Origin of the sequence: Mycolicibacterium austroafricanum (assembly GCF_902705885.1) — a bacterium.
Lineage (GTDB): Bacteria > Actinomycetota > Actinomycetes > Mycobacteriales > Mycobacteriaceae > Mycobacterium > Mycobacterium vanbaalenii_A.
This window is the reverse complement of sequence record NZ_CACSIP010000003.1, coordinates 68,685-90,082: the sequence shown is the minus strand read 5'-3', so window position 1 is coordinate 90,082 and position 21,398 is coordinate 68,685. Positions and strand designations below refer to the sequence as shown.

Annotated in this window: 21 protein-coding genes; 4 read left to right on the top strand and 17 right to left on the bottom strand. The window is 67.7% G+C overall.

Translation table 11 applies throughout. The features are described 5' to 3' along the window. Position 1: 1 nt before the first annotated feature. A complete protein-coding gene (gene mutA / locus BEMPMBAN_RS03895; protein ID WP_159229069.1) occupies positions 2-1,882 on the bottom strand; it encodes a methylmalonyl-CoA mutase small subunit in 1,881 nt (626 codons plus the stop codon). Between the two features lie 110 nt (positions 1,883-1,992). Here mutA and BEMPMBAN_RS03890 point away from each other — a divergent pair, with 110 nt between their 5' ends. Beyond that, positions 1,993-2,736, top strand: coding sequence for a TVP38/TMEM64 family protein (locus BEMPMBAN_RS03890; RefSeq protein WP_200845864.1), 744 nt, complete (start codon positions 1,993-1,995; stop codon positions 2,734-2,736). Here the strand turns inward: BEMPMBAN_RS03890 and BEMPMBAN_RS03885 are convergent. From BEMPMBAN_RS03885 to BEMPMBAN_RS03875, 3 genes are read right to left on the bottom strand one after another with little or no spacing between them, the layout of a single operon-like run. After that, complete coding sequence (locus BEMPMBAN_RS03885; protein ID WP_159229067.1) at positions 2,723-3,085, bottom strand: DoxX family protein; 363 nt, start codon at positions 3,083-3,085, stop codon at positions 2,723-2,725. The two genes, BEMPMBAN_RS03890 and BEMPMBAN_RS03885, sit on opposite strands and share 14 nt — an antisense overlap. After that, positions 3,082-4,302 carry an SPFH domain-containing protein gene (locus BEMPMBAN_RS03880; protein WP_159229066.1) on the bottom strand — a complete coding sequence of 407 codons (1,221 nt, stop codon included), beginning with the start codon at positions 4,300-4,302 and terminating at the stop codon, positions 3,082-3,084. The genes BEMPMBAN_RS03885 and BEMPMBAN_RS03880 overlap by 4 nt, the downstream gene beginning before the upstream one ends. A gap of 14 nt (positions 4,303-4,316) precedes the next feature. Continuing rightward, positions 4,317-4,751, bottom strand: a complete 435-nt coding sequence (locus tag BEMPMBAN_RS03875) for an NfeD family protein (RefSeq protein ID WP_159229065.1) — start codon at positions 4,749-4,751, stop codon at positions 4,317-4,319. A 73-nt stretch (positions 4,752-4,824) separates the two neighbouring features. Here BEMPMBAN_RS03875 and BEMPMBAN_RS03870 point away from each other — a divergent pair, with 73 nt between their 5' ends. Further along, positions 4,825-5,679: an Rv1486c family protein gene (locus tag BEMPMBAN_RS03870; RefSeq protein WP_159229064.1), complete on the top strand. Its 855-nt coding sequence runs from the start codon at positions 4,825-4,827 to the stop codon at positions 5,677-5,679. Here the strand turns inward: BEMPMBAN_RS03870 and BEMPMBAN_RS03865 are convergent. The 9 genes from BEMPMBAN_RS03865 to BEMPMBAN_RS03825 all read right to left on the bottom strand — a co-directional run bounded on the left by BEMPMBAN_RS03865 (position 5,676) and on the right by BEMPMBAN_RS03825 (position 14,630). Continuing rightward, entirely contained in the window at positions 5,676-6,701 is a 1,026-nt protein-coding gene (locus BEMPMBAN_RS03865) for a ferrochelatase (protein WP_159229063.1), read from the bottom strand. The two genes, BEMPMBAN_RS03870 and BEMPMBAN_RS03865, sit on opposite strands and share 4 nt — an antisense overlap. Continuing rightward, positions 6,701-7,507, bottom strand: a complete 807-nt coding sequence (gene inhA, locus BEMPMBAN_RS03860) for an NADH-dependent enoyl-ACP reductase InhA (RefSeq protein WP_159229062.1) — start codon at positions 7,505-7,507, stop codon at positions 6,701-6,703. The genes BEMPMBAN_RS03865 and inhA overlap by 1 nt, the downstream gene beginning before the upstream one ends. A 25-nt stretch (positions 7,508-7,532) precedes the next feature. Continuing rightward, complete coding sequence (gene fabG1 / locus BEMPMBAN_RS03855; protein WP_159229061.1) at positions 7,533-8,309, bottom strand: 3-oxoacyl-ACP reductase FabG1; 777 nt, start codon at positions 8,307-8,309, stop codon at positions 7,533-7,535. Positions 8,310-8,388: 79 nt separating this feature from the next. After that, positions 8,389-9,396, bottom strand: coding sequence for a VWA domain-containing protein (locus BEMPMBAN_RS03850; RefSeq protein ID WP_159229060.1), 1,008 nt, complete (start codon positions 9,394-9,396; stop codon positions 8,389-8,391). Positions 9,397-9,448: 52 nt separating this feature from the next. Beyond that, positions 9,449-10,357 carry a DUF58 domain-containing protein gene (locus tag BEMPMBAN_RS03845; RefSeq protein ID WP_159229149.1) on the bottom strand — a complete coding sequence of 303 codons (909 nt, stop codon included), beginning with the start codon at positions 10,355-10,357 and terminating at the stop codon, positions 9,449-9,451. 83 nt (positions 10,358-10,440) lie between these two features. Beyond that, entirely contained in the window at positions 10,441-11,580 is a 1,140-nt protein-coding gene (moxR1, locus tag BEMPMBAN_RS03840) for a chaperone MoxR1 (protein ID WP_159229059.1), read from the bottom strand. A gap of 178 nt (positions 11,581-11,758) precedes the next feature. After that, positions 11,759-12,448, bottom strand: a complete 690-nt coding sequence (gene ripB, locus BEMPMBAN_RS03835; RefSeq protein ID WP_425294925.1) for an NlpC/P60 family peptidoglycan endopeptidase RipB — start codon at positions 12,446-12,448, stop codon at positions 11,759-11,761. After that, positions 12,448-13,860 carry an NlpC/P60 family peptidoglycan endopeptidase RipA gene (ripA, locus tag BEMPMBAN_RS03830; protein ID WP_159229058.1) on the bottom strand — a complete coding sequence of 471 codons (1,413 nt, stop codon included), beginning with the start codon at positions 13,858-13,860 and terminating at the stop codon, positions 12,448-12,450. The genes ripB and ripA overlap by 1 nt, the downstream gene beginning before the upstream one ends. A 218-nt stretch (positions 13,861-14,078) precedes the next feature. Beyond that, positions 14,079-14,630 (bottom strand): Rv1476 family membrane protein, encoded by a 552-nt coding sequence (locus tag BEMPMBAN_RS03825; RefSeq protein ID WP_200845863.1) that lies wholly within the window; start codon positions 14,628-14,630, stop codon positions 14,079-14,081. 215 nt (positions 14,631-14,845) lie between these two features. Between BEMPMBAN_RS03825 and acnA the strand changes: the two genes are divergently transcribed. Beyond that, positions 14,846-17,659 carry an aconitate hydratase AcnA gene (acnA, locus tag BEMPMBAN_RS03820; protein ID WP_159229057.1) on the top strand — a complete coding sequence of 938 codons (2,814 nt, stop codon included), beginning with the start codon at positions 14,846-14,848 and terminating at the stop codon, positions 17,657-17,659. Between the two features lie 3 nt (positions 17,660-17,662). After that, on the top strand, positions 17,663-18,226 hold the full coding sequence (locus BEMPMBAN_RS03815; RefSeq protein ID WP_159229056.1) for a TetR/AcrR family transcriptional regulator: 564 nt from the start codon (positions 17,663-17,665) through the stop codon (positions 18,224-18,226). A gap of 4 nt (positions 18,227-18,230) precedes the next feature. Here BEMPMBAN_RS03815 and BEMPMBAN_RS03810 read toward each other — a convergent pair whose 3' ends face one another. From BEMPMBAN_RS03810 to trxA, 4 genes are all read right to left on the bottom strand, one after another. Continuing rightward, positions 18,231-18,419: a helix-turn-helix domain-containing protein gene (locus BEMPMBAN_RS03810; protein WP_159229055.1), complete on the bottom strand. Its 189-nt coding sequence runs from the start codon at positions 18,417-18,419 to the stop codon at positions 18,231-18,233. A gap of 63 nt (positions 18,420-18,482) precedes the next feature. After that, positions 18,483-20,111 (bottom strand): ABC-F family ATP-binding cassette domain-containing protein, encoded by a 1,629-nt coding sequence (locus BEMPMBAN_RS03805; protein ID WP_159229054.1) that lies wholly within the window; start codon positions 20,109-20,111, stop codon positions 18,483-18,485. A 14-nt stretch (positions 20,112-20,125) separates the two neighbouring features. After that, positions 20,126-20,953 carry an enoyl-CoA hydratase gene (locus BEMPMBAN_RS03800; RefSeq protein ID WP_159229053.1) on the bottom strand — a complete coding sequence of 276 codons (828 nt, stop codon included), beginning with the start codon at positions 20,951-20,953 and terminating at the stop codon, positions 20,126-20,128. A gap of 31 nt (positions 20,954-20,984) precedes the next feature. Further along, positions 20,985-21,359, bottom strand: coding sequence for a thioredoxin (gene trxA, locus BEMPMBAN_RS03795; protein WP_159229052.1), 375 nt, complete (start codon positions 21,357-21,359; stop codon positions 20,985-20,987). Positions 21,360-21,398: the final 39 nt, after the last annotated feature.

Genomic DNA, 21,398 nt, shown 5'->3' with positions numbered 1-21,398 from the left:
GTCACGCCCCCAATCGGGTCAGCAGGTCCGACAACACCTCGACCGCATCGATCTTCGCGGTCAGGTAACCGTCGGGTTTCGAGTCGGCTTCCGCGACCGCCTTCTCCGGCCCAGCCAGCAGGATGTGGCGCACACCGGCCTGCCGCGCGGCGTCGACCACGGCCGAAGCCTCGTTCGCGTAACGGGAATCGGTGCCGCAGACGACAGCGATCTCGGCGCCGTCGAGTTCGGCGACGGCCTCGCCGACACCGGCGGCCTCCAACGGTCCGGGGTTGACCGCCTCGATTCCCCCGGAGGCCAGCAGGTTCGAGATGAACGTGGTGCGGATGTTGTGCTCGGCGAGCGGGCCGAGCGGCAGCAGCAGCACCGCCGGGCGGGAGCCGGCCTTCTCCAGGTGGACGTCCGAGCGGTTGCGCAACGCTTCGAACCGTGCGGCGTACCGGCGCACCGAGGGCAGCGGATCACCTTGCGGCAGCGGAACTTCCGCGAGGTTCGGATACTCGTTGACGCCGGTCAGCGCGGTGCGCCGACGCGCGATGTCCTCGGCCCGACGCTCGGCGACCTCGGCGATCCGCCCGGCGAGGTATTCTCCGGCCGACGCGAAACCGCCGCGGGCCTCGATCTCCTGGAAGTGCGCCCAGGCCTGCTCGGCGAGTCGGCCGGTGAGCTCCTCGACGAACCACGACCCGCCCGCCGGGTCGAGAACCCGGCCGATGTGGGACTCCTCGAGCAGTAACAGCTGGGTGTTGCGGGCGATGCGCCGCGCGAAGCTGCGCGCGGTGCCCGGAAACCCGCCGGGGATCGCCACGTCGAACGGGTGCACCAGAACCGTGTCGGCCCCGCCGACACCCGCCGAGAACGCCGCGACCGTGGTGCGCAGCATGTTCACCCAGGGGTCTCGCTGCGCCATCATCGCCAGCGATGTGCTGGCGTGCACGGTCGCCGCGCCCGCCTGCGGCTCCCCGACGACATCGGCCACCCGGGCCCAGAGTTGGCGGGCGGCACGCAGTTTCGCGATGGTGGTGAACTGATCGTCGTCGGCGGCGAACCGGAAGCTGATCTGGCCGAGAGCTGCGGCCGTGGGCAGACCCGCCTCGACCAGCAGGCGCAGATAGGCCACCCCGGCGGCGACGGCCGCACCGAGCTCCCAGGACGCATTGGCGCCGAGGTTGTGGAAGACCGGTCCGTCCACCGTGATGGCCCGCACGTGCCCGTCGTAGCCGGCGACCTTCTGCGCGGTCGCGATGACGTCGTCGAACCCGGGTGCGGGACGGCCGGCCAGCGGCGCGGTGAGCGGGTCGGCGCCGAGATCCACCGACAGCCGGGACCGCTGGTCGTCGTCGAGATCGGCCAGCAGGCCCACCAGTGCGTCGGCGGCGACGCGATAGGCCGGACCGTCGCCGGTGACATCCAGCACCACCGGGACCAGATCGAGGAACACCCCGTTCAGCAGCCGTTCCAGATCGGTGGGCCGCACCGCGCCGTCGGTGTCGGTGACGCTCAGCACCAGCGCGCTGACCCCCTCGGTCAGGCCGAGCAGCAGCGAGCCGTTGGCGTTGTCCACGGTGGATCCCTCGGCGGCGAAGACCTCCGCGACCTTCCATCCGGACTTCACATCGCGCAGCGCGTCACCGCCGCGGACAAACGGCCACCGGCCCGGCAGCTCCGGCTCGGCGAGTTCGTCGACGCTGGTGTAGAGCGGCCGGATCGGGAAGCCGTCGTACGTCGGTGAGTCCAGCAGCCGCTCCGGTTCGGCAGGCAGATCGGCAGGATCACGTCGAGTCGACTTGGCCAACACACCCGCCACGGCGGACCGCCATCGGTCGAGATCGGAATCCACTACACCCCCGGCAGTGCCGGCGCTGGGTTTCTGCACAGCCATCAGGCTAAATGATGGGCGTCACGCCGGCGTGCGCCGGTCCGGCCGGCGTGCGCGGCCGCCGGGCCTGTCCGAGCGCCGGTTTCCGGTCTAGCCCCGTACCCTTGGAAGACGTGAACTCCGTCGTCAGCACGCTGCGCACCGTTCGTGCGGCGGTGCTCACCACGCTGAGGATGTTTCCTCCTCGTCGGTTCGCCGCCCTCCTCACCGCGATTGTGATCCTCGTCGCAATCGCGGCACTCGTACCGCTGCCCACCGCGGTGCAACTGCGGGACTGGGCGACCTCGGTGGGCCCGTGGTTCCCGCTGGCTTTCCTGGCCGCGCACATCATCGTCACGGTGTTCCCGTTCCCGCGCACCGTCTTCACGCTGGCAGCGGGTCTGCTCTTCGGTCCGTATCTGGGGGTGCCGTTGGCGGTGCTGGCCAGCACCGTCAGCGCAGTCATCGCGCTGCTGCTGGTGCGGGCGGTGGGCTGGCAGCTGGACCGGCTGGTGACCCACCCGCGCCTGGAGGCGGTGAACAGCAGGCTCGCCGACCGAGGCTGGCCGACGGTGTTGTCGATCCGGATGATCCCGATCGTCCCGTTCTCGGTGCTGAACTATGCGGCGGGCTCGTCGGCGGTGCGGGCGGTGCCCTACACACTGGCGACCTCGGCGGGCCTGCTCCCCGGAACCGCGGCGGTCGTCATCCTTGGTGACGCCCTCACGGGCAACGTCAGTCCCCTGCTGTTCGTGGTCTCGTTGTGCACGGCGAGCCTCGGCGTCGCCGGGCTGATCTACGAAGTCCGGACCGACCGCCGGGGCCGCCGGCCCGACGAGCCGGTCGAGCCCCCCGCCCCGGTGATCAGCGCCGGCTGACCTTCGGGCCCTTGGCCGTCATCGTGGCGTAGAGCGCGAGGAACGACGACGCCGCCACGATCCCCGGGCTCCAGTCCCTGGCCCTGATGTGGGCACCGACGGCCAGCACGAAATACACGGTCAGCATGAACGTCGTCAGGCGGGCCAACCCCGGAAACCGGTACACCGATGCCAGCCCGATGGCAGCGGCGGCCTTGACGAACGGGATGAGCGGCCGCAGCTCCGGCGCCAGACCGACGTCGTCGAACGCTTTCTCGATCGGTGCGATCGGCACGGCGCACGCCACGGCGTCGCCGGCCTGAACGGCGGCCAGCACCGCATAGGTCCGCGTCGACGTCAGCGCAGTCACTGTTCCGAACCGCCGTGACGGGGCGCCGGCGCCTGTTGTCTGGTGTAGTCGGTCGCTTCCGGCTGCATCTGTTGCGTGAGGGGCGGATACTGCCGCGGTCCGTCGAGGCCGGCGACCGGTGTGCGTGCCTCGGCCACCGCTTCGGCGACGGCCTGGGCGATCTCCGGGTCGGTCTGGGTGTTGAACCAGTCGGCCACCTCTGCCGAGTCGTCCTCCGGCTTGGGCAGGTTCTCCTCCACCGGCGACGGTGTGTAGCGGAACACCCCGTCCTCACCCGGGGCCCCGAGCAGCTTGGTGAAGCCCTCCAGCGCGGAGCCGAAATCACTGGGCACCAGCCACACCTTGTTCGCCTCGCCCTTGGCCATCTCCGGCAACGTCTGCAGGTACTGGTAGGCCAGCATCTCCGGGGTCGGCCGTCCGGCCTTGATGGCGGCGAAGGTCTTCTCGATCGCCTTGGCCTGTCCCTGGGCCTGCAGGTAGGAGGCGGCGCGCTCACCCTGGGCCCGCAACATGCGCGACTGCCGGTCGGCCTCGGCGCTGAGGATGGCCGCCTGCTTCGCGCCTTCCGCCGCCAGGATCTGGGACTGCTTCTGTCCCTCCGCCTGCTTGATGGACGCCTCCCGGTGGCCCTCGGCGGTCAGGATCATCGCGCGCTTCTCCCGGTCGGCGCGCATCTGCTTCTCCATCGAGTCCTGGATCGACGGCGGCGGATCGATGCTGCGCAGTTCGACTCGGGCCACCCGCAGACCCCATCGGTTGGTGGCCTCGTCGAGCACCCCCCGCAACTGGCCGTTGATCGAGTCACGAGAGGTCAGCGTCTGTTCGAGCGTCATGCCGCCCACCACGTTGCGCAGGGTGGTGGTGGTCAGTTGCTCCACGCCGACGATGTAGTTGCTGATCTGATAGACCGCCGCCTGCGGGTTGGTGACCTGGAAGTAGACGACGGTGTCGATGTTCACGGTCAGGTTGTCCTCGGTGATCACCGGCTGCGGGGGGAACGACACCACCCGCTCGCGCAGGTCGACCCGCGCTCGGATCTTGTCGATGAAGGGCAACAGCAGCGTCAGCTGCCCCGACACCGTCTTGCTGTAGCGCCCCAGACGCTCGATCACCGCGGCCTCGGCCTGCGGTACCAGCGCCACCGACTTCGCCACGACGATCACGGCGAACACCACCAACACGGCCAGCAGGACCAATCCTGCGACAGCACCGTCCACAACGGACTCCTTCTCTAGACGATCTTGGCGACGACCGCGGTGGCCCCGTCGATGTGCACAACGGTCACCTGGTCACCGGCTTCGTAGACATCGGTCTCGACGTGCGGCCGCGCCGTCCAGATCTCCCCGTCGAGCTTGACCTGACCTTCGTGGCGCGCCACCCGGTCGAGCACCAACGCGCTCTTGCCCTCCAGCGCCTTGGCCGGGTCCAGCAGGCCCTTGCCGGACTGCATCCGCCGCTTGATCGCCGGGCGCACCCCGACCAGCAGCAGGACCGACACCAGCAGGAACACCAACCCGTCCACCCAGACCGGCAATGCGAGCAGCCAGCTGGAAGCGGCTGCGGCCAGCGCCCCGCCGCTGAGCATAAGCAGGAACAGGTCACCGGTGAGCACCTCGGCTCCGGCCAGAGCCAGTGCTGCGATCAGCCAGATCAGCGGTACGGGCATGACACCGAGCCTAGCGCGGCGCCGACGGTGTCAGCAGGTAACAACCAGACCCAACAACTACACTGCCTGCATCATGTGGTGTCCCAGTGTTTCGCTGTCGGTGTGGGCCAATGCCTGGCTCGCCGGTGCCGCCGCGCCCGACGATGTTCTTGATGCGTTATCCCAGTGGACACCAAGGCATTCGGTGACAGCCTATGACTCGGTCGCCGCCGACCGCACCGGTCTGTCGTGGCCCGATCTCGATGACGCCGGGGCGGTGTCCCTGCTGCAGACGATGCGCACCGCAGCACGACCGGCGGGGACTCCACCCTCGATCGTGCTCGCGTTGCCGGTCCCCGGCGACGTCCGCGGGCTGCCCCCGGGGACGCAGTTCGGCCGCGACGCCATCATCGCCGGGGAGGCGATCATGGTCGGCTCGCCGGAGTCGGCGATCGGGCTGGTCCCGGATCTGGAGTACCCGGACGCCCCCGACGACGAGGAGTTCGAGTTCGAACCCGAGCTGTCCGCGTTGTCGTGGACGGTGTATTCGCTGCCGACGCTGCCGACGCCTGAGGATCTCGACCTCGGCGCGGCGGAGTACGCGCTGCGGGACGCGGTGCGCGCGGCTGCCGATGCGCTCGGCGCATTGCGTGCCGAAGCCCCCAGCGGGGAGGTCGCAGATCCGCGCAGGATCGTCGAGCAGGTGCTGGAATCCACGCAGGCGCATCGGATCCCCGACCACGCGCCCACCCGGGCGGTGCGGGTTCTGGAGAACGCGGCGCACGTCGACGCGATCATCACGGTCAGCGCCGGACTCATCCCGAGTGGGCTGCAGAGTTCCTCGGAGGTCCAACTCGCCAGCGATGCGTTACGCCCGCTGTCCTTGGTGGTCCGGTCCGCACGACTGGCCGCGGTCGGTTCGATCCTGCGATCCGCCTGGCGCGATTAGCGGTCGACCGAGCAGGCCGGGGTGCACAGAGCCCCGTTGACACTGCAGCCGTAGCCGGGAACCTCGCTTTCCGCGAGCCGGGCCGCCGGACGCCCGAAGCGCATCTCATCGATCAGGTCGACCACCAGCTGCGCGAACCGGGGCTGCGCGTTGGGCGTCGACGCCCGCGCGAAGGCGATCCCCGCATCGGCGGCCTGAGAGGCCAGTTCGCTGTCGAGATCCCAGACCACCTCGATGTGGTCGGCGACAAAACCGACCGGGCAGACGATCACCGCCTCGGTGCCGGCGCGCGCCAGCGAGTCGAGGTGATCGCCGACGTCGGGCTCCAGCCACGGCATCTGTGGCGGTCCTGACCGAGACTGCCAAACCTGGTCGTAGTCGCGGTATCCCGCCGCCGCGGCCACCAGCGCGCTGGTGTGGCCGACCTGGCGCTCGTAGAGATCGGGACCGCAACGCGCGGCTGCCCGCAACGGGATCGAATGCGCGGTGAAGACGAGCCGGGCGGCTGCGCGCACCGCCTCGGGCAGCGTGGCAGCCGCGTCGCGGATGGCATCGGCGAACATCTCGACCAGCAGCGGGTGATCGAAGTACTGGCGCAGTTTGGTCAACTCCGGCGCGTCGGAACCCGCCGACATACGTGCGCGCGCGATGTCTTCCTGGTATTGCGTACAGCCGGAATAGCCTCCCCAGGCCGACGTCGAGAACACGGCGGCACGTCGAATCCCGTTGTCCCGCATCTGCGCGACCGCGTCCTCGACGTAGGGCTCCCAGTTGCGATTGCCGAAGTAGACCGGCAGCTCCAGGCCGCGGCGCGCCAGCTCCGCTTCGATCGCGACGATCAGCTCCCGGTTGATTCCGTTGATCGGCGACACCCCGCCGAAGTGCAGGTAGTGCTCGGCGACAGCTGCCAGCCGCTCGCGGGGGATCCCCCGGCCCCGGGTGACGTTCTCGAGGAACGGCATCACCTGCTCGGGGCCCTCCGGACCACCGAACGACAGCAACAGCAGGGCGTCAAAGTCCATTACAGCAACTGGGTGCTCGCGCCGCCGTCGGCGAAGATGATGGTGCCGGTGGTCGCCGGCAGCCAGTCGGACAGCAACGCACACACCGTTTTGGCCACCGGCGTCGGATCTTTCATGTTCCAGCCCAACGGCGCGCGCTGATCCCACCCCTCTTCGAGGAGCTGCATCTGTGCGCCGGCCTCGTCCCCCAGGGCGCCGCCGACGATCGCGCTCATGGCCAGGGTCCTGATCGGGCCCGCCGCAACAAGATTCGATCGCACTCCGACCTTGCCGGCCTCGCGCGCGACGAACCGGTTGACCGATTCCAGCGCGCTCTTGGCGACCGTCATCCAGTTGTAGGCAGGCATCGCCCGGGTGGGGTCGAAGTCCATGCCGACAATGCCGCCACCGGAGTTCATGATCGGCAGCACGGCCTTGGCCAGCGACGCGTAGGAGTAGGCCGAGATGTGGATGCCCTTGGCGACATCCTCGTAAGGCGCGTCGAAGAACGGGTTGATGCCCATGCCGGTCTGCGGCATGAACCCGATCGAGTGCACCACGCCGTCGAGCCTGTTGCCCTCGCCGATCACCTCGGTCACCCGGTCCGCCAGAGTGTCGAGGTGTTTGTCGTTCTGCACGTCGAGTTCCAGCAGCGGTGCCGGGTTGGGCAACCGGTCTGCGATGCGCTGGATCAGCTTCATCCGGTCGAACCCGGTGAGCACCAACTCGGCGCCGGCTTCCTGGGCGACCTTGGCGATGTGGAATGCGATCGACGAGTCGGTGATGATCCCCGTGACGAGGATCCGCTTGCCTTCGAGAAGCTTCACAGTGAAAGTCCTTATCTCTTCTGTTCTAGTGACCCATACCCATGCCGCCGTCGACCGGTATCACCGCGCCGGCGATGTACGCGGCGTCCTCGGACGCCAGGAAACTGACGGCGCCGGCGACTTCCTCGGCGGTCCCGACCCGCTTGGCCGGGATGAACTCCAGTGCGCCTTCCTGGATCCGCTCGTCGAGAGCGCGGGTCATCTCGGTGTCGATGTATCCGGGGGCTACGACGTTGGCGGTGACGCCGGCCTTGGACAGCTCCCGGGAGATCGAGCGGGCCATCCCGATCAGCCCGGCCTTCGCGGCCGCGTAGTTGGCCTGGTTGCCGATGCCCCACATCCCGGACACCGAGCCGATGAAGATGATCCGGCCGAAACGCTTGCGCTGCATGCTGCGCGAGGCGCGCTGGGCCACCCGGAACGCCCCGGTCAGGTTGGCGTTGATGACGTTGGTGAAGCGCTCCTCGGTCATCCGGATCAGGAACGCGTCCTGGGAGATGCCGGCGTTGGACACCAGCACCTCGACCGGCCCCTGGTGCTCCTCGACCTCTTTGAAGGCGCGGTCGACGGCCTCGCTGTCGGTGACGTCGCACTGCACGCCGAACAGGCCGTCCGGCGCCCCCGATCCGCGGTGGGTGACGGCCACCTTGTGGCCGTCGGCGGCGAGCCGCTGCGCGATCGCCAGGCCGATGCCCCGGTTTCCGCCGGTGACCAGCACCGAACGGGCGACGAATGCGGGGCGGGCGCCAGTGGTTTCAGCAGAGGTTTCGGCGGGATTTCCGGTGGCAGCGTCCGCAGTCATGCCCGCCAACCTAATGCCTCGCGCTCATTCGTAAGAAATCGCCATACAGCCGGCGGGAGCGTAGCGACACGGGGATGTTTCAGTTGGGCAGGCGCCGGTTGATCAGCAACGCGCCCAGGGCCGACGCGGCGAGCACCAGCGCACCGAGCCGCAGCCAACCCACGCTGGCGTCGCCCTTGATGGTCTCGTAGCCGATCTGTTCCTGGAGGTTGGTGAACACGTCCTTGAGCTGCTCGAGGCTCGATGCCGTGAACGCCTCGCCTCCGGAGAGGTCGGCGATCCTCTTGAGCATCTCGTCGTCCACGGGGACCGGCTGCCGCTGATCGTTGATCTCGACATAGCCGTACGGCGTTCCGAACGACACCGTCGAGATCGGCACGCCCTGATCCTGGGCGGTCCGGGCCGCGGTGTAAGCGCCCTTGGGGTTGTCCGGATTGGACGGCACCGTCTCCTTGCCATCAGACATCAGCACGATGCGTGCCGGTGGGGGCTCATCACCACCGCCGATGACCGCCCCGACCGTGGCGACGGCCTGCAGCGCGGTGAAGATGCCCTCACCGGTCGCGGTGCGGTCGGCGAGCTGCAGCTTGTCGATCGCGTTCTTGGTCGCCTCCCGGTTGGTGGTCGGCGAGACGAGCACGGTCGCGGTGCCTGCGTAGGAGATCAGACCCAGGTTGATGCCCGGGGTGAGCTGATCGGCGAACTGCTTGGCCGCCTCCTGCGCGGCAGCCAGCCTGTTGGGCGCGACATCGGTCGCACGCATCGACTGCGACACGTCGATGACCAGCATCACCACCGCGCGGTTACGCGGGATGCGGACGTCGTGCGTCGGGCCCGCCATGGCGACGGTGAACGACACCAGCGCCAGGATCAGCAGGGTCGCCGGGAGGTGCCGCCAGCGGCTCGGCCGCTTCGGGGCGACGCTTTCCAGCAGCTCCATGTTCGCGAACCGCAGCACCCGCCTGTGGCGCGACAGCTGCACGACGACGTAGAGCGCGATGAGCCCGATGATCACCAGGAAAAACAGGAAGAACCACGGGTGCTCGAAGCCTGACAGCGACATCGGTCCGAAGAACGGTAAAGTCATGTGCTACTTGTCATTTCGTTGTTTCTTTGGCTCACGCCGGTCGGTGCATCGCTCATCGGCCGGCCAGTGCGCCGCGACGCCTGCCGGCGACGAACCTGACCACGTCGGAAATCCAGTCCCGGTCGGTGCGCAGGGACAGCAACGGCGCACCGCAGCGCCGCAGCGTGCGCGCCACCTCGGCGCGGTGTGCGGCGGCGGCCTTCTCGAAGTCGGTTCGCAGCTGCTCGTCGATGGTGAACTCGCGGGTGCGGCCGGTTTCGGTGTCCTGAAGGACGACATCGCCGACGGCGGGCAACTCGACGTCGCGAGGGTCGAGCACCTCGATGCCGAGTACCTCGTGGCGTCCGGCGATGGCCCGCAGCGGGCGCATCCAGTCGACAGGGCCGAGGAAGTCGCTGATGATCACCACCATGCCGCGGCGCCGCTCCGGCCGCCGCAGCGCGTCGATCGCCGCGGCCAGATCTCCGCGGACCCCGACCGGCGCACGCGGCGTGGTGGCGATCGCGCGCAGCAGTTCCTGCTCGTGCACCCGCCCCGACAGCGCGGGCACCCGGCGGGTGGTCTCGCCGTTGGAGATGATCGCGCCGAGCCGGTTGCCGCCGCCGCTGTTGAGGAATGCGATCGACGCCGCGGCCGCGACGGCGAGGTCACGCTTCTCGCAACCGGCGGTGCCGAAGTCCAGGCTGGCCGACACGTCGACGACCAACCAGGTCTCCAACTCACGGTCGGCGATCATCTGGCGCACGTGCGGCGCCTGGGTCCGCGCCGTCACCGACCAGTCCATCCGGCGGACGTCGTCACCGGGCTGGTAGATCCGCGACTCCCCCGGTTCGGAACCCGGGCCGGGGAGAAGCCCCAGGTGGTCACCGTGCAGCACCCCGTCGAGTTTGCGCCGGACGGTCAGCTCGAGCTTGCGCAGCGCTGCCGTCAAGGCCGGGTCGCGAATCTCACCGCGCTGCAGCGAGGGCAGATCGACGGTGCGACCGGAGGGTTTGGCGCCTGAAGTACCTGAAGGAGACGTCACGTAATAGGCCGCTTACCGGGTCAGCGGCCGCCGGCTGCGGCCGCCGCAGCCGGGACCACGGGCGGGACCGAATGACCCTGCTGCGGTATGGCGTTCACCTGGGGCAGGGCGACGGTCTGGAGGATGCGGTTAACGACCGTGTCGGAGGAGACTTCGTCGGCGAGGGCGTCGTAGGTCAGCACCAGGCGGTGCCGAAGCACGTCGGGGATGACCTCGACGACGTCCTGGGGGATCACGTAGTCGCGTCCACGGATCAGCGCCAGCGCCCGGGACGCGGCGATGATGCCCAGCGAGGCACGCGGGGACGCGCCGTAGGCGATCCACGCCTTGGCGTCGGGCATGCCGAACTTCTCCGGCTCGCGGGTGGCGGTGACGATCCGCACGACGTAGTCGACCAGCGCGTGGTGCACGAACGTGTTCGCGGCGACGTCCTGCAGGCGCTGCAGGTCCTGGGTGGACAGGATCGCCTTGGCCTCGGGCGGCTTGACGCCCATCCGGTAGATGATCTCGCGCTCTTCCTCGGGTGACGGGTAGCCGACGTTGAGCTTGAACAGGAAGCGGTCGCGCTGCGCCTCGGGCAGCTGATAGACACCCTCCTGCTCGATCGGGTTCTGGGTCGCCATCACCAGGAAGGGACTGGGCAGCGGGAAGGTCTTGCCGCCGATGGAGATCTTGCGCTCGGCCATCACCTCCAGCAGGGCGGACTGCACCTTGGCCGGGGCGCGGTTGATCTCGTCGGCGAGCAGAAAGTTGACGACCACGGGGCCTAGTTCGATGTCGAACTCCTCCTTGCCCGCCCGGTAGATCCGGGTGCCGACGATGTCGGTGGGCACCAGGTCAGGGGTGAACTGGATACGGGCGAAGGTGCCGCCGACCACCTTGGCGAACGTCTCGACCGCGAGAGTCTTGGCCACCCCGGGGACGCCTTCGAGCAGCACATGGCCCTTGGCCAGCAGCCCGACCAGCATCCGCTCGACGAGCAGGTCCTGACCGACGATGATCCGCTTCACCTCGAAGATCGCCCGCTCGAGGGTGTGCACCTCGTGCTGCAACCCACCGTTGGAGTTCGGAGCGGCGTGCGCACCCGCGGAGTAGCCCTGTGCCGGCGCCTGCCCGGGATATCCTCCAGCGCCCTGAGGCGGCCCACTCGGTGAGGTCATCAACGTTCCTTCCACATGCGCAGTACAAACATGGTGGTCTATGCGGCGCCGGCCGGTTGTGGCCGCGCGCTCGTCGACAACTATTCCAGTTGCTTGTGAATCCGTCGACGCTGCCCGGGGTGTGGGGCGCCGCGCGCCGGTATTCACCAGTGGTGCTCAGGTTTAACTCAGGCCACACTCAGGATTCGATGACGCGGACGGCATAGGGCTGCAGTCCGGCGGTGCGCAGCGGGTTCACGCTCACACTGCCCACGCTGCTCGCCGATTCGAGCATCTTGCCGCCGCCGAGGTAAATGGCGACGTGCTGGGTGCCGCCGGGGCCCCAGAACAACAGATCGCCGCGCTTGGCCTGGTTCACCGGGACCTTGCGGCCGGCGTTGTACTGGTCCCCGGAGTACTTGGGGATCAGCACCCCAACCCCGGCGAAGGAGAACTGCGTGAAACCGGAGCAGTCGTAGCCGACGGTGTTGGCCCCGGAGTCCACTCCGGTGCTCGGCCCGCTCGGCTTGCCACCGCCCCAGGAGTACGGGGTGCCGATCTGGGAGCCGCCGCGGCGGATGACGTATTCGATGGCTGCCGGACCGCGAACCATCCCAGGCGCGACGCCCGCCGGCGCATCCGCGGGGGCCAGGCCGATGCTCTGCAGGAACTTGCGGCCCAGGTTCATCGTGACCTGGGTGGCCTGGGCGGTCGCGGCCAGCGAGGCGTTGGCGATGGACAGCGGATCCCCCGGCGCTCCTGCGCTGAGGATCTTGGGCAGTGTCGGATCCCACTGGCCGGCCGCGGGCTGCGCGGACGCCGGGGCCGCCGGCGCCATCACCACGGCGCCGGCGGTGAGCAGGACAAGAACCAGGCGGCGCAGTGTGATCACCACTCGATCATTCGGGTGACGAACGGGGTCATGCCGCTGGTGCGCACCGGCGAGACCTTGACCACCGATCCCGTGTAGGGCGCCTCGAGCATCTGACCGTTGCCGAGGTACATCGCCACATGCTGGCTGGCGTTGGGGCCGTAGAAGATCATGTCGCCGCGGCGCATCTGGGACGACGGGATCTTGCGACCCGCGTTGTACTGCGACCCCGAGTAGTGGTCGAGCTTGATGCCGACGCCGGCGAACATGTAGAGCATCAGGCCCGAGCAGTCGAACCCGACGGTGCCTGCGCCCCGGTCGATGCCGCGGCTGGGGCCTGCGGCGTTGCCGCCGCCCCACGAGTAGGGCACCCCCATCTGTGACATGCCGCGTCTGATCACCAACTCGGTGGCCTGCGGGCCGGCCACGGCCGGGATGGCGCCGTTGGTGATACCGGTGTCGGTCGGCAGCAACCCGATGCTCTGCAGGAACTTGCGGCCGAGGCTCTGCGTGATCTCCAACGACGTGGTGATGATCTTGATCACCGCGTTGATGATCTGGATCGGGTCGCCGCTGACGAAGGCGCTCGGGATCTGGGGCAGGGTCATGTCCCAGGCGGTTTCGCGGTTGCCGGTGCTGGGGTCGACGTCCCAGTTCGCCGCGGCGCGCCCCGGGTCCGGCTTGCTGCTGGGCGCCGCGGCGGGCGCCTGGGATCCTGCGGTGGCGCGGCCCGTGGGGGCGGCCACCGCCCGCGCCTCCTGCAGCTTGGCCTGGGCCGTGGCCCGTTCGGCGGCGAGCCGGTCGAGCTCGACCTGCTGGGCCTTGAAGTTGTCCTGGGCGTCGGTGAGCGCGGTCACCGCGGTCTGCTGGCTGGACTCTGCGGCCTTGACCGCCTCGTCGGCCTGCTGCTTGGCCTGCCTGGCAGCAGACTCCTTGTTGACCTGCTCGGTACGCGCCCGCTGCAGGTTCGCCATCACCTGCTTGGCGCTGATCGACAGTGTCTGACCCGCGGCTGCGGTGTTGAGGATGTCGACCGGGTCCGAGGCGTTCAGATATGAACTCGACGGGCCACTGACGTACATGGCGGCGGCGAACTTGTCGAACCGTTGCTGAGCGGCCTCGATCGCGGTGTTGGCGTCCGCGACGCGCTGAGCGCTGGCCTCGACCTCCTGCTGGGCGGCCGCGGCGTCGTCACGCGCCGTCTTCACATCCAGGATCGCCTTGTTGACGCTCTCCTGCTGCGTCTGGATCGCGGCACCGAGGTCCTGCAGTTGCTGGTTGACGTTGGCGACGGTAGTCACCAACGTCGAGAGGCTGTCCGGGTTGGCAGGCTGCGCCTGCGCCAGGCCGGGGGTCGTCAGGACCATGCCGGAGGCCAGGGCTACCGCGCACAGCCGCGAAGCGGAGGCGCCGCCAGGGATGCGTCTCATTCGACTCAGATCTCCTAAGGCTCCACGCGAGCGTGTCGGCACATTCTCGGGCGCCTCAGACACAGAAGTCACAACAAGCACATCCGCAACATCAGCCACCGATTGCACCGTACATCACATCTGACGCTAAAGAAACTTTAGTAACAAACTACAACAATGTAATTGCAATTGGCGTTATCAAACAGTGATGTTTGAATTTGCGGCTCTGCCGTCAACTCTTAATCAGAGCTGGTTGATGCTGCGTCCGATTGGGCCTGCCGTTTGCCACGGATCTGCAGTATTCGGGTGGCTACAACGGCCAGTACAACTGCCAAAACAAGGACAATCGTGAATGGCGTCCAGGGAAAGTGGGAGTTGGTCAACTCGCCCACAAAGTTCTTCGAGGATTGCACCACATCACCGGCCTTCGCCACGTCCTGGCCGGCTTCCAGCGTCACCCGGTCGAACTCCGGACTGTAGGTTCCGGCGAAGGACGGGCTGAGCGTCAGCACCGTCGAACCCGGGTTCGCCGTACCGACCTCGGTCGCGATATCGCGAAGCGGAGTGTCGATCGGCGGGTTGACGTCGATCACGACGATCTTCAGGTCGATGCCCTCGTTGCGGGCGTCCGCGACGACCTGCCGCAGCGCGGGCACGTCGGGCTCGCCGCCGGGGGGCACGCTGACCCCGTCGTCGGCCACATCGGCCTGCACCCGCTCCATGTCGACCTCCGGCGGGATGTACGCCGGCAGATAGGGGACCCAGAGCGGAATCGAGTGCGGTCCGGTCACAGCAGCACCGTACGCGACCGCCCGGCGGTCGCGATGACGACACGACTTTGCGGGTATATGGATATGGCATCCGGGTGGCACCACACGCGCGTGAGGACAAGACTGAAACCCGACGACCGGAATACCCGTCTTGCCTTGTAGGACAAGCGTACTGTTACGATTACAAGCGCCGCTGACACAGCCCGTCGCGGCGATGATCCAAAGCGGGAGTTGATGTGAGCAGCAAGAATTCATCCCTGAACTCGTTCGGCGCGCACGACACGCTCGAGGTCGGAGACAAGAAGTACGACATCTACCGCCTCGACGCGGTCCCAGGCACCGAGAAGCTCCCCTACAGCCTCAAGGTGCTCGCCGAGAACCTGTTGCGGACCGAGGACGGCGCCAACATCACCGAAGAGCACATCGAGGCGATCGCCAACTGGGACCCGTCAGCCGACCCCAGCGTCGAGATCCAGTTCACCCCGGCGCGGGTCATCATGCAGGACTTCACCGGGGTCCCCTGCATCGTCGACCTGGCGACGATGCGCGAGGCGGTCGGTGATCTCGGCGGGGACCCGCAGAAGGTCAATCCGCTGGCGCCGGCCGACTTGGTCATCGACCATTCGGTGATCGCCGACCTGTTCGGAACCGCCAACGCGTTCGAGCGCAACGTCGAGATCGAGTACGAGCGCAACGGCGAGCGCTACCAGTTCCTGCGGTGGGGCCAAGGCGCCTTCGATGACTTCAAGGTGGTGCCGCCCGGCACCGGCATCGTGCACCAGGTCAACATCGAGTACCTGGCCAGCGTCGTCATGGAGCGCGACGGTGTCGCCTATCCCGACACCTGCGTGGGTACCGACTCCCACACCACCATGGAGAACGGTCTCGGCGTTCTCGGCTGGGGCGTCGGCGGTATCGAGGCCGAGGCCGCGATGCTGGGTCAGCCCGTGTCGATGTTGATCCCGCGCGTCGTGGGCTTCAAGCTCTCCGGCGAACGCCGGGCCGGCGTCACCGCCACCGATGTGGTGCTCACCGTGACCGAAATGCTGCGCAAGCACGGCGTGGTCGGCAAGTTCGTCGAGTTCTACGGCGAAGGCGTGTCCGAGGTGCCGCTGGCCAACCGCGCCACCCTGGGCAACATGAGTCCCGAATTCGGTTCCACCGCAGCGATCTTCCCGATCGATGAGGTCACCATCGACTACCTGCGGATGACCGGCCGCAGCGAGGAGCAACTGGCGCTGGTGGAGGCCTATGCCAAGGCGCAGGGAATGTGGCACGACCCGAGCCGGGAGCCGAAGTTCTCGGAGTACCTCGAACTCGACCTCTCGGACGTCGTTCCGTCCATCGCCGGACCCAAGCGCCCGCAGGACCGGATCGCTCTCGACGACGCGAAGTCGGCGTTCCGCAAGGATATTCACAACTACGTCGGCGACGAGTCGGGTCAGACGCAGTATTCCAACCTCGACGAGGCCGTCGACGAAACGTTCCCTGGCAGTGACCCGGTGTCGCTGTCGTTCGCCGAGGAGGACGCGGTACCCCTTCACTCCGCCGCCAACGGCGCCGAGGGCCGGCCCACCAAGCCGGTGACAGTGCACTCCGACGACCGTGGCGATTTCGTGATCGACCACGGCGCGGTGGCGATCGCCGCGATCACGTCCTGCACCAACACCTCCAACCCGGAGGTGATGATCGGCGCGGCGCTGCTGGCCAAGAAGGCCGTCGAGAAGGGGTTGGTCTCGAAACCCTGGGTCAAGACCACGATGGCCCCCGGCTCCCAGGTGGTCACCGACTACTACAACAAGGCCGGCCTGTGGCCCTACCTGGAGAAGCTCGGCTTCTTTCTGGTCGGTTACGGCTGCACCACCTGCATCGGCAACAGCGGGCCGCTGTCCGACGAGATCAGCCAGGCGATCAACGACAACGACCTGTCGGTGACCGCGGTGCTGTCCGGTAACCGTAATTTCGAGGGCCGCATCAATCCGGACGTGAAGATGAACTACCTGGCATCACCGCCGCTGGTGATCGCCTACGCGTTGGCGGGCAGCATGGACTTCGACTTCGAGTCCGAACCGCTGGGCAAAGACGAGACCGGCAACGACGTCTACCTCAAGGACATCTGGCCGACCCAGAAGGAGATCTCCGAGACCATCGCCTCGGCGATCAACCAGGAGATGTTCACCAAGAACTACGCCGACGTGTTCAAGGGCGACGACCGGTGGCGCAACCTACCGACCCCGTCGGGCGACACCTTCGAGTGGGCCGAGGACTCGACCTACGTGCGCAAGCCACCGTACTTCGACGGTATGCCTGCCGAACCGGCTCCGGTCACCGACATCAGTGGTGCCAGAGTGCTTGCCCTGCTGGGCGATTCGGTGACCACCGACCACATCTCCCCTGCCGGCAGCATCAAGCCGGGCACACCGGCCGCCCAGTATCTCGATGAGCACGGGGTGGCTCGCAAGGACTACAACTCCTATGGCTCGCGGCGCGGCAACCACGAGGTGATGATTCGCGGCACGTTCGCCAACATCCGACTCAAGAACGAACTGCTCGACGACGTCTCCGGTGGCTACACGCGCGACTTCACCAAAGATGGCGAGCAGGCGTTCATCTACGACGCTGCGCAGAACTACGCCGCCGAGAACATCCCGCTGGTGGTACTGGGCGGCAAGGAGTACGGGTCAGGCTCGTCGCGCGACTGGGCGGCCAAGGGGACCAGCCTCCTCGGCGTCCGCGCAGTGATCACCGAGTCGTTCGAGCGCATCCACCGGTCGAACCTGATCGGTATGGGCGTCATCCCGCTGCAGTTCCCCGAAGGAGAGTCGGCGGCCTCGCTGAAGCTCGACGGCACCGAGACCTTCGACATCACCGGGATCGAGGACCTCAACAACGGCGAGACCCCCAGAACGGTTCATGTGAAGGCCAGCAAGCAGGACGGCAGTGCTGTCGAGTTCGACGCGGTGGTCCGCATCGACACCCCGGGCGAGGCGGACTACTACCGCAACGGCGGCATCCTGCAGTACGTGCTGCGCAACATGCTGAAGTCGTAGCAGGTGCCCCGGGTCACCGACGATCATCTGGCGGCGCGTCGTCGTCAGATTCTCGACGGTGCCCGGCGGTGCTTCGCCGAGCACGGGTACGACCGGGCAACCGTCCGACGGCTCGAGCAGACGATCGGGTTGTCGCGCGGCGCGATCTTTCATCACTTCCGGGACAAGGACACACTGTTCTTCGAACTCGCCCGTGAGGATGCGGAGCGGATGGCCGAGGTGGCGACCCGGGAGGGCCTGATCCAGGTGATGCGGGAGATGCTCGCGGCGCCGGAACAGTTCGACTGGCTGGCGACCCGGCTGGAGATCGCGCGCAAGCTGCGCAACGACCCTGCCTTCAGCCGGGGCTGGGCGGAACGCTCCGCGGAACTGTCAGCGGCCACCACCGAGCGATTACGACGTCAGAAGCAGGCGGGCCGGCTCCGCGACGACGTACCCGGAGAGGTGCTGCGCACCTACCTCGAGCTGGTGCTCGACGGCTTGGTGGCGCGGCTGGCGTCCGGCGACGATCCCGAAAGGCTCGGCGCCGTACTGGATCTTGTCGAGGACTCGGTCCGGCAGCGGTGAGGTGTCACCGGCGGCCGCGATGGTTGGGCCCACCCCGGCTCCGCATCGCGGTGCCGGACTCGCGCAGCATGCTGTGAATCGAGCCGTACGAGCGGCCGGTTGAGGCCACCAGTGACCGGATACTCGCCCCGCGCTCGTACTCGTTGCGGAGCTCGCTGACCAACTGCTCCCTGGTCTTGCTGTCCTTCTTCATCGGCGCCTCCCCGCGGTTGATGCCTAGGCATACCCGTCGCAGGAACTGTTGACACGCAGAAGATCAGGCGAGCTCGATCAGGTCGCGGTAGGCATCGGACCAGAAGTCCTCGGTGCCGTCGGGAAGCAACACGACCCGCTGCGGATCCAGCGCCTCGGCGGCCCCGGGGTCGTGGGTGACCAGCACCACGGCCCCCTGGTAGCTGCGCAGTGCGTCGAGCACCTGTTCGCGCGACGCCGGATCCAGGTTGTTGGTCGGCTCGTCGAGCAGCAACACGTTCGCCTTCGAGGCGACCAGCCCGGCCAGCGCCAACCGTGTCTTCTCACCCCCGGAGAGGGTGCCGGCGGGCTGGTCGAGCTGCGCCCCACTGAACATGAACGCACCCAGCAGGCCGCGCAGGTCCTGCTCACCGGTGTCCGGGGCGGCGTGGCGGATGTTCTCCCAGACCGAGGCCGACCCGTCGATCGTGTCGTGTTCCTGGGCGAAGTATCCGAGCTTGAGGCCGTGCCCGGGCTCGAGCATCCCCGAATCGGGCAGCTCGGTGCCCGCAAGAATGCGCAGCAGCGTGGTCTTCCCCGCGCCGTTGAGACCGAGGATGACCACCCGAGATCCCTTGTCGATCGCCAGGTCGACGCCGGTGAAGACCTCCAGTGAGCCGAACACCTTGGTCAGACCCTTGCCGACCAGCGGGGTGCGACCGCACACATCAGGCGTGGGAAACCTGATTCTGGCGACCTTGTCGGCCACCCGCTCGTCGTCGAGCTCCGACATCATCCGCTCGGCGCGTTTCAACATATTCTGCGCGGCAACGGCTTTGGTGGCCTTGGCGCCCATCTTGGCCGCCTGGGTGCGCAACGCGGACGCCTTCTTCTCGGCGTTGGCACGTTCTCGACGCCGGCGTTGCTCATCGGTGGCCCGGGCGTCCAGGTACTTCTGCCAGCCCATGTTGTAGACGTCGGCCTCACTGCGCACCGCATCGAGGAACCACACCCGGTTCACGACGGCGGCGAGCAGATCCACGTCGTGGCTGATCACCACGAGACCGCCCGGGTGGTTCTGCAGGAATGTCCGCAACCATCCAATGGAGTCGGCGTCGAGGTGGTTGGTGGGCTCGTCGAGGAGCAGGGTGGTGTCCGATCCAGAGCCGGTGTCAGACGCGGCGAACAGGATGCGGCTGAGCTCGACCCGTCGACGTTGGCCGCCCGACAGCGTGCGCAGCGGCTGGGTCAGAATGCGCTCGGGAAGGCCGAGGCTGGCGCAGATCCGGCCGGCTTCACTCTCGGCGGCGTATCCGCCCAGGGCGGCAAACCGCTCCTCCAGCTGGCCGTAGCGCTGGATCGCCTTGTCGCGGGCGGCGTCGTCAGCCACCTCGGCCATCAGCACCTGCTGCTTTTCCAGGTCGGTGAGCAGGGTGTCCAGCCCGCGCGCCGAGAGCACCCGGTCGCGGGCCAGCATGTCGAGATCACCCTCTCGGGGGTCCTGCGGAAGGTAACCGACTTCACCGGTACGGGTGATAGTCCCTGCGTATGGCTCACCTTCACCCGCCAGAATGCGCATCGTGGTGGTCTTGCCGGCCCCGTTGCGGCCCACCAGCCCGATCCGGTCGCCGGGTTGCACGCGCAGTGCGGCGCCGTCTACCGACAGCAGTGTGCGCGCCCCGGCGCGGACCTCGAGGTCCGTTGCGGTGATCACGCTGATGTCCCTACTTACTTGTCGTCGGTGAATGCGGGGGCGCGCTGCTGGGCGCGCGCTGCGACGGCTTCCTCGAAGTTGCTGGTGAGCAAGCGGAGGTAAAGCTGTCCCAGACCTTCGGCCTGCATGTGCCCTTCCAGGCTAGTGGCGTCCAGTCCACTCCACAGTGTGCGTTTGGTCAACTCGATACCCGGCCGGGAGAACGACGCGATCCGCGCTGCCATGTCAAAGCAAACCTCGAGCAGGTCGGACTCGGGAACCGCGCGCGACACCAGGCCGATCCGCTCGGCTTCTTCGGCGGTCACGTCGCGTCCGGTCAGCATCAACTCGAAGGCCCGCGAGGTGCCGATGGCGCGCGGCAACAGGAACGACAGCCCCAGTTCGCTGGCGGTCAGCCCGTTGTTGATGCCTGCCGCGCGGAAGTAGGCGCCGACGGACGCGACCCGGATGTCGCACGCCAGTGCCAGGCACAGGCCCCCGCCGATGGCCGCGCCGTTCACCGCCGCGATAACCGGCTGGTGCATCCTGCGCAACGCCAGGATGACCTCGTCGAGGACCTCCATCGACCGCAACGCAAAAGTCGGTCTGGTCAGACCCTCGACGTTGGGTACCGAGCCGGCCGACTTGTGGTCGGCTCCTGACGAGAACCCGCGACCCGCCCCGGTGAGCACGATTGCGCGCACCGTGTTGTCGGAGTTCAGCTCGTCGAGGACCTTCTTGAGCGGGACCATCACATCGAAGGCCATCGAGTTCATCCGCTCGGGCCGGTTGAGCGTCACCAGCGCCACATGCGGGCGCGGACGGTCGACCAGGACGAACTGCGCAGGAGAGTCTTCGGTCACGCCTGCACGGTAGCGGGCGCCGGGTCAGGTGTTATTGCTGACCGGGCGCTTCACCGTCGTCCTGGGCCGCCATCGCCGCGTCGACGTCGAACTCCTTGACCTTCTGCACCAGATCCTCCAGCGCCGCCGGCGGCAGGGCGCCGGCCTGGTTGAACACCAGCTTGCCCTTCTTGAACGCCATCAGCGTCGGGATGGAGCGGATGTCGGCGGCGGCGGCCAGCTGCTGCTCGGCCTCGGTGTCCACCTTGGCGTACACGACATCGGGATGTTTGTCCGACGACGCCGAAAAGGTCGGCGCGAACTGCTTACACGGCCCGCACCACGACGCCCAGAAATCGACCAGCACGATTTCGTTGCCATTGATGGTCTCGTTGAACTGCTCGGCAGTCAGGTCTTGGGTAGCCACGTCATTCCTAACGTCGGGTTCTTGGGCTCTGTTCCCAGC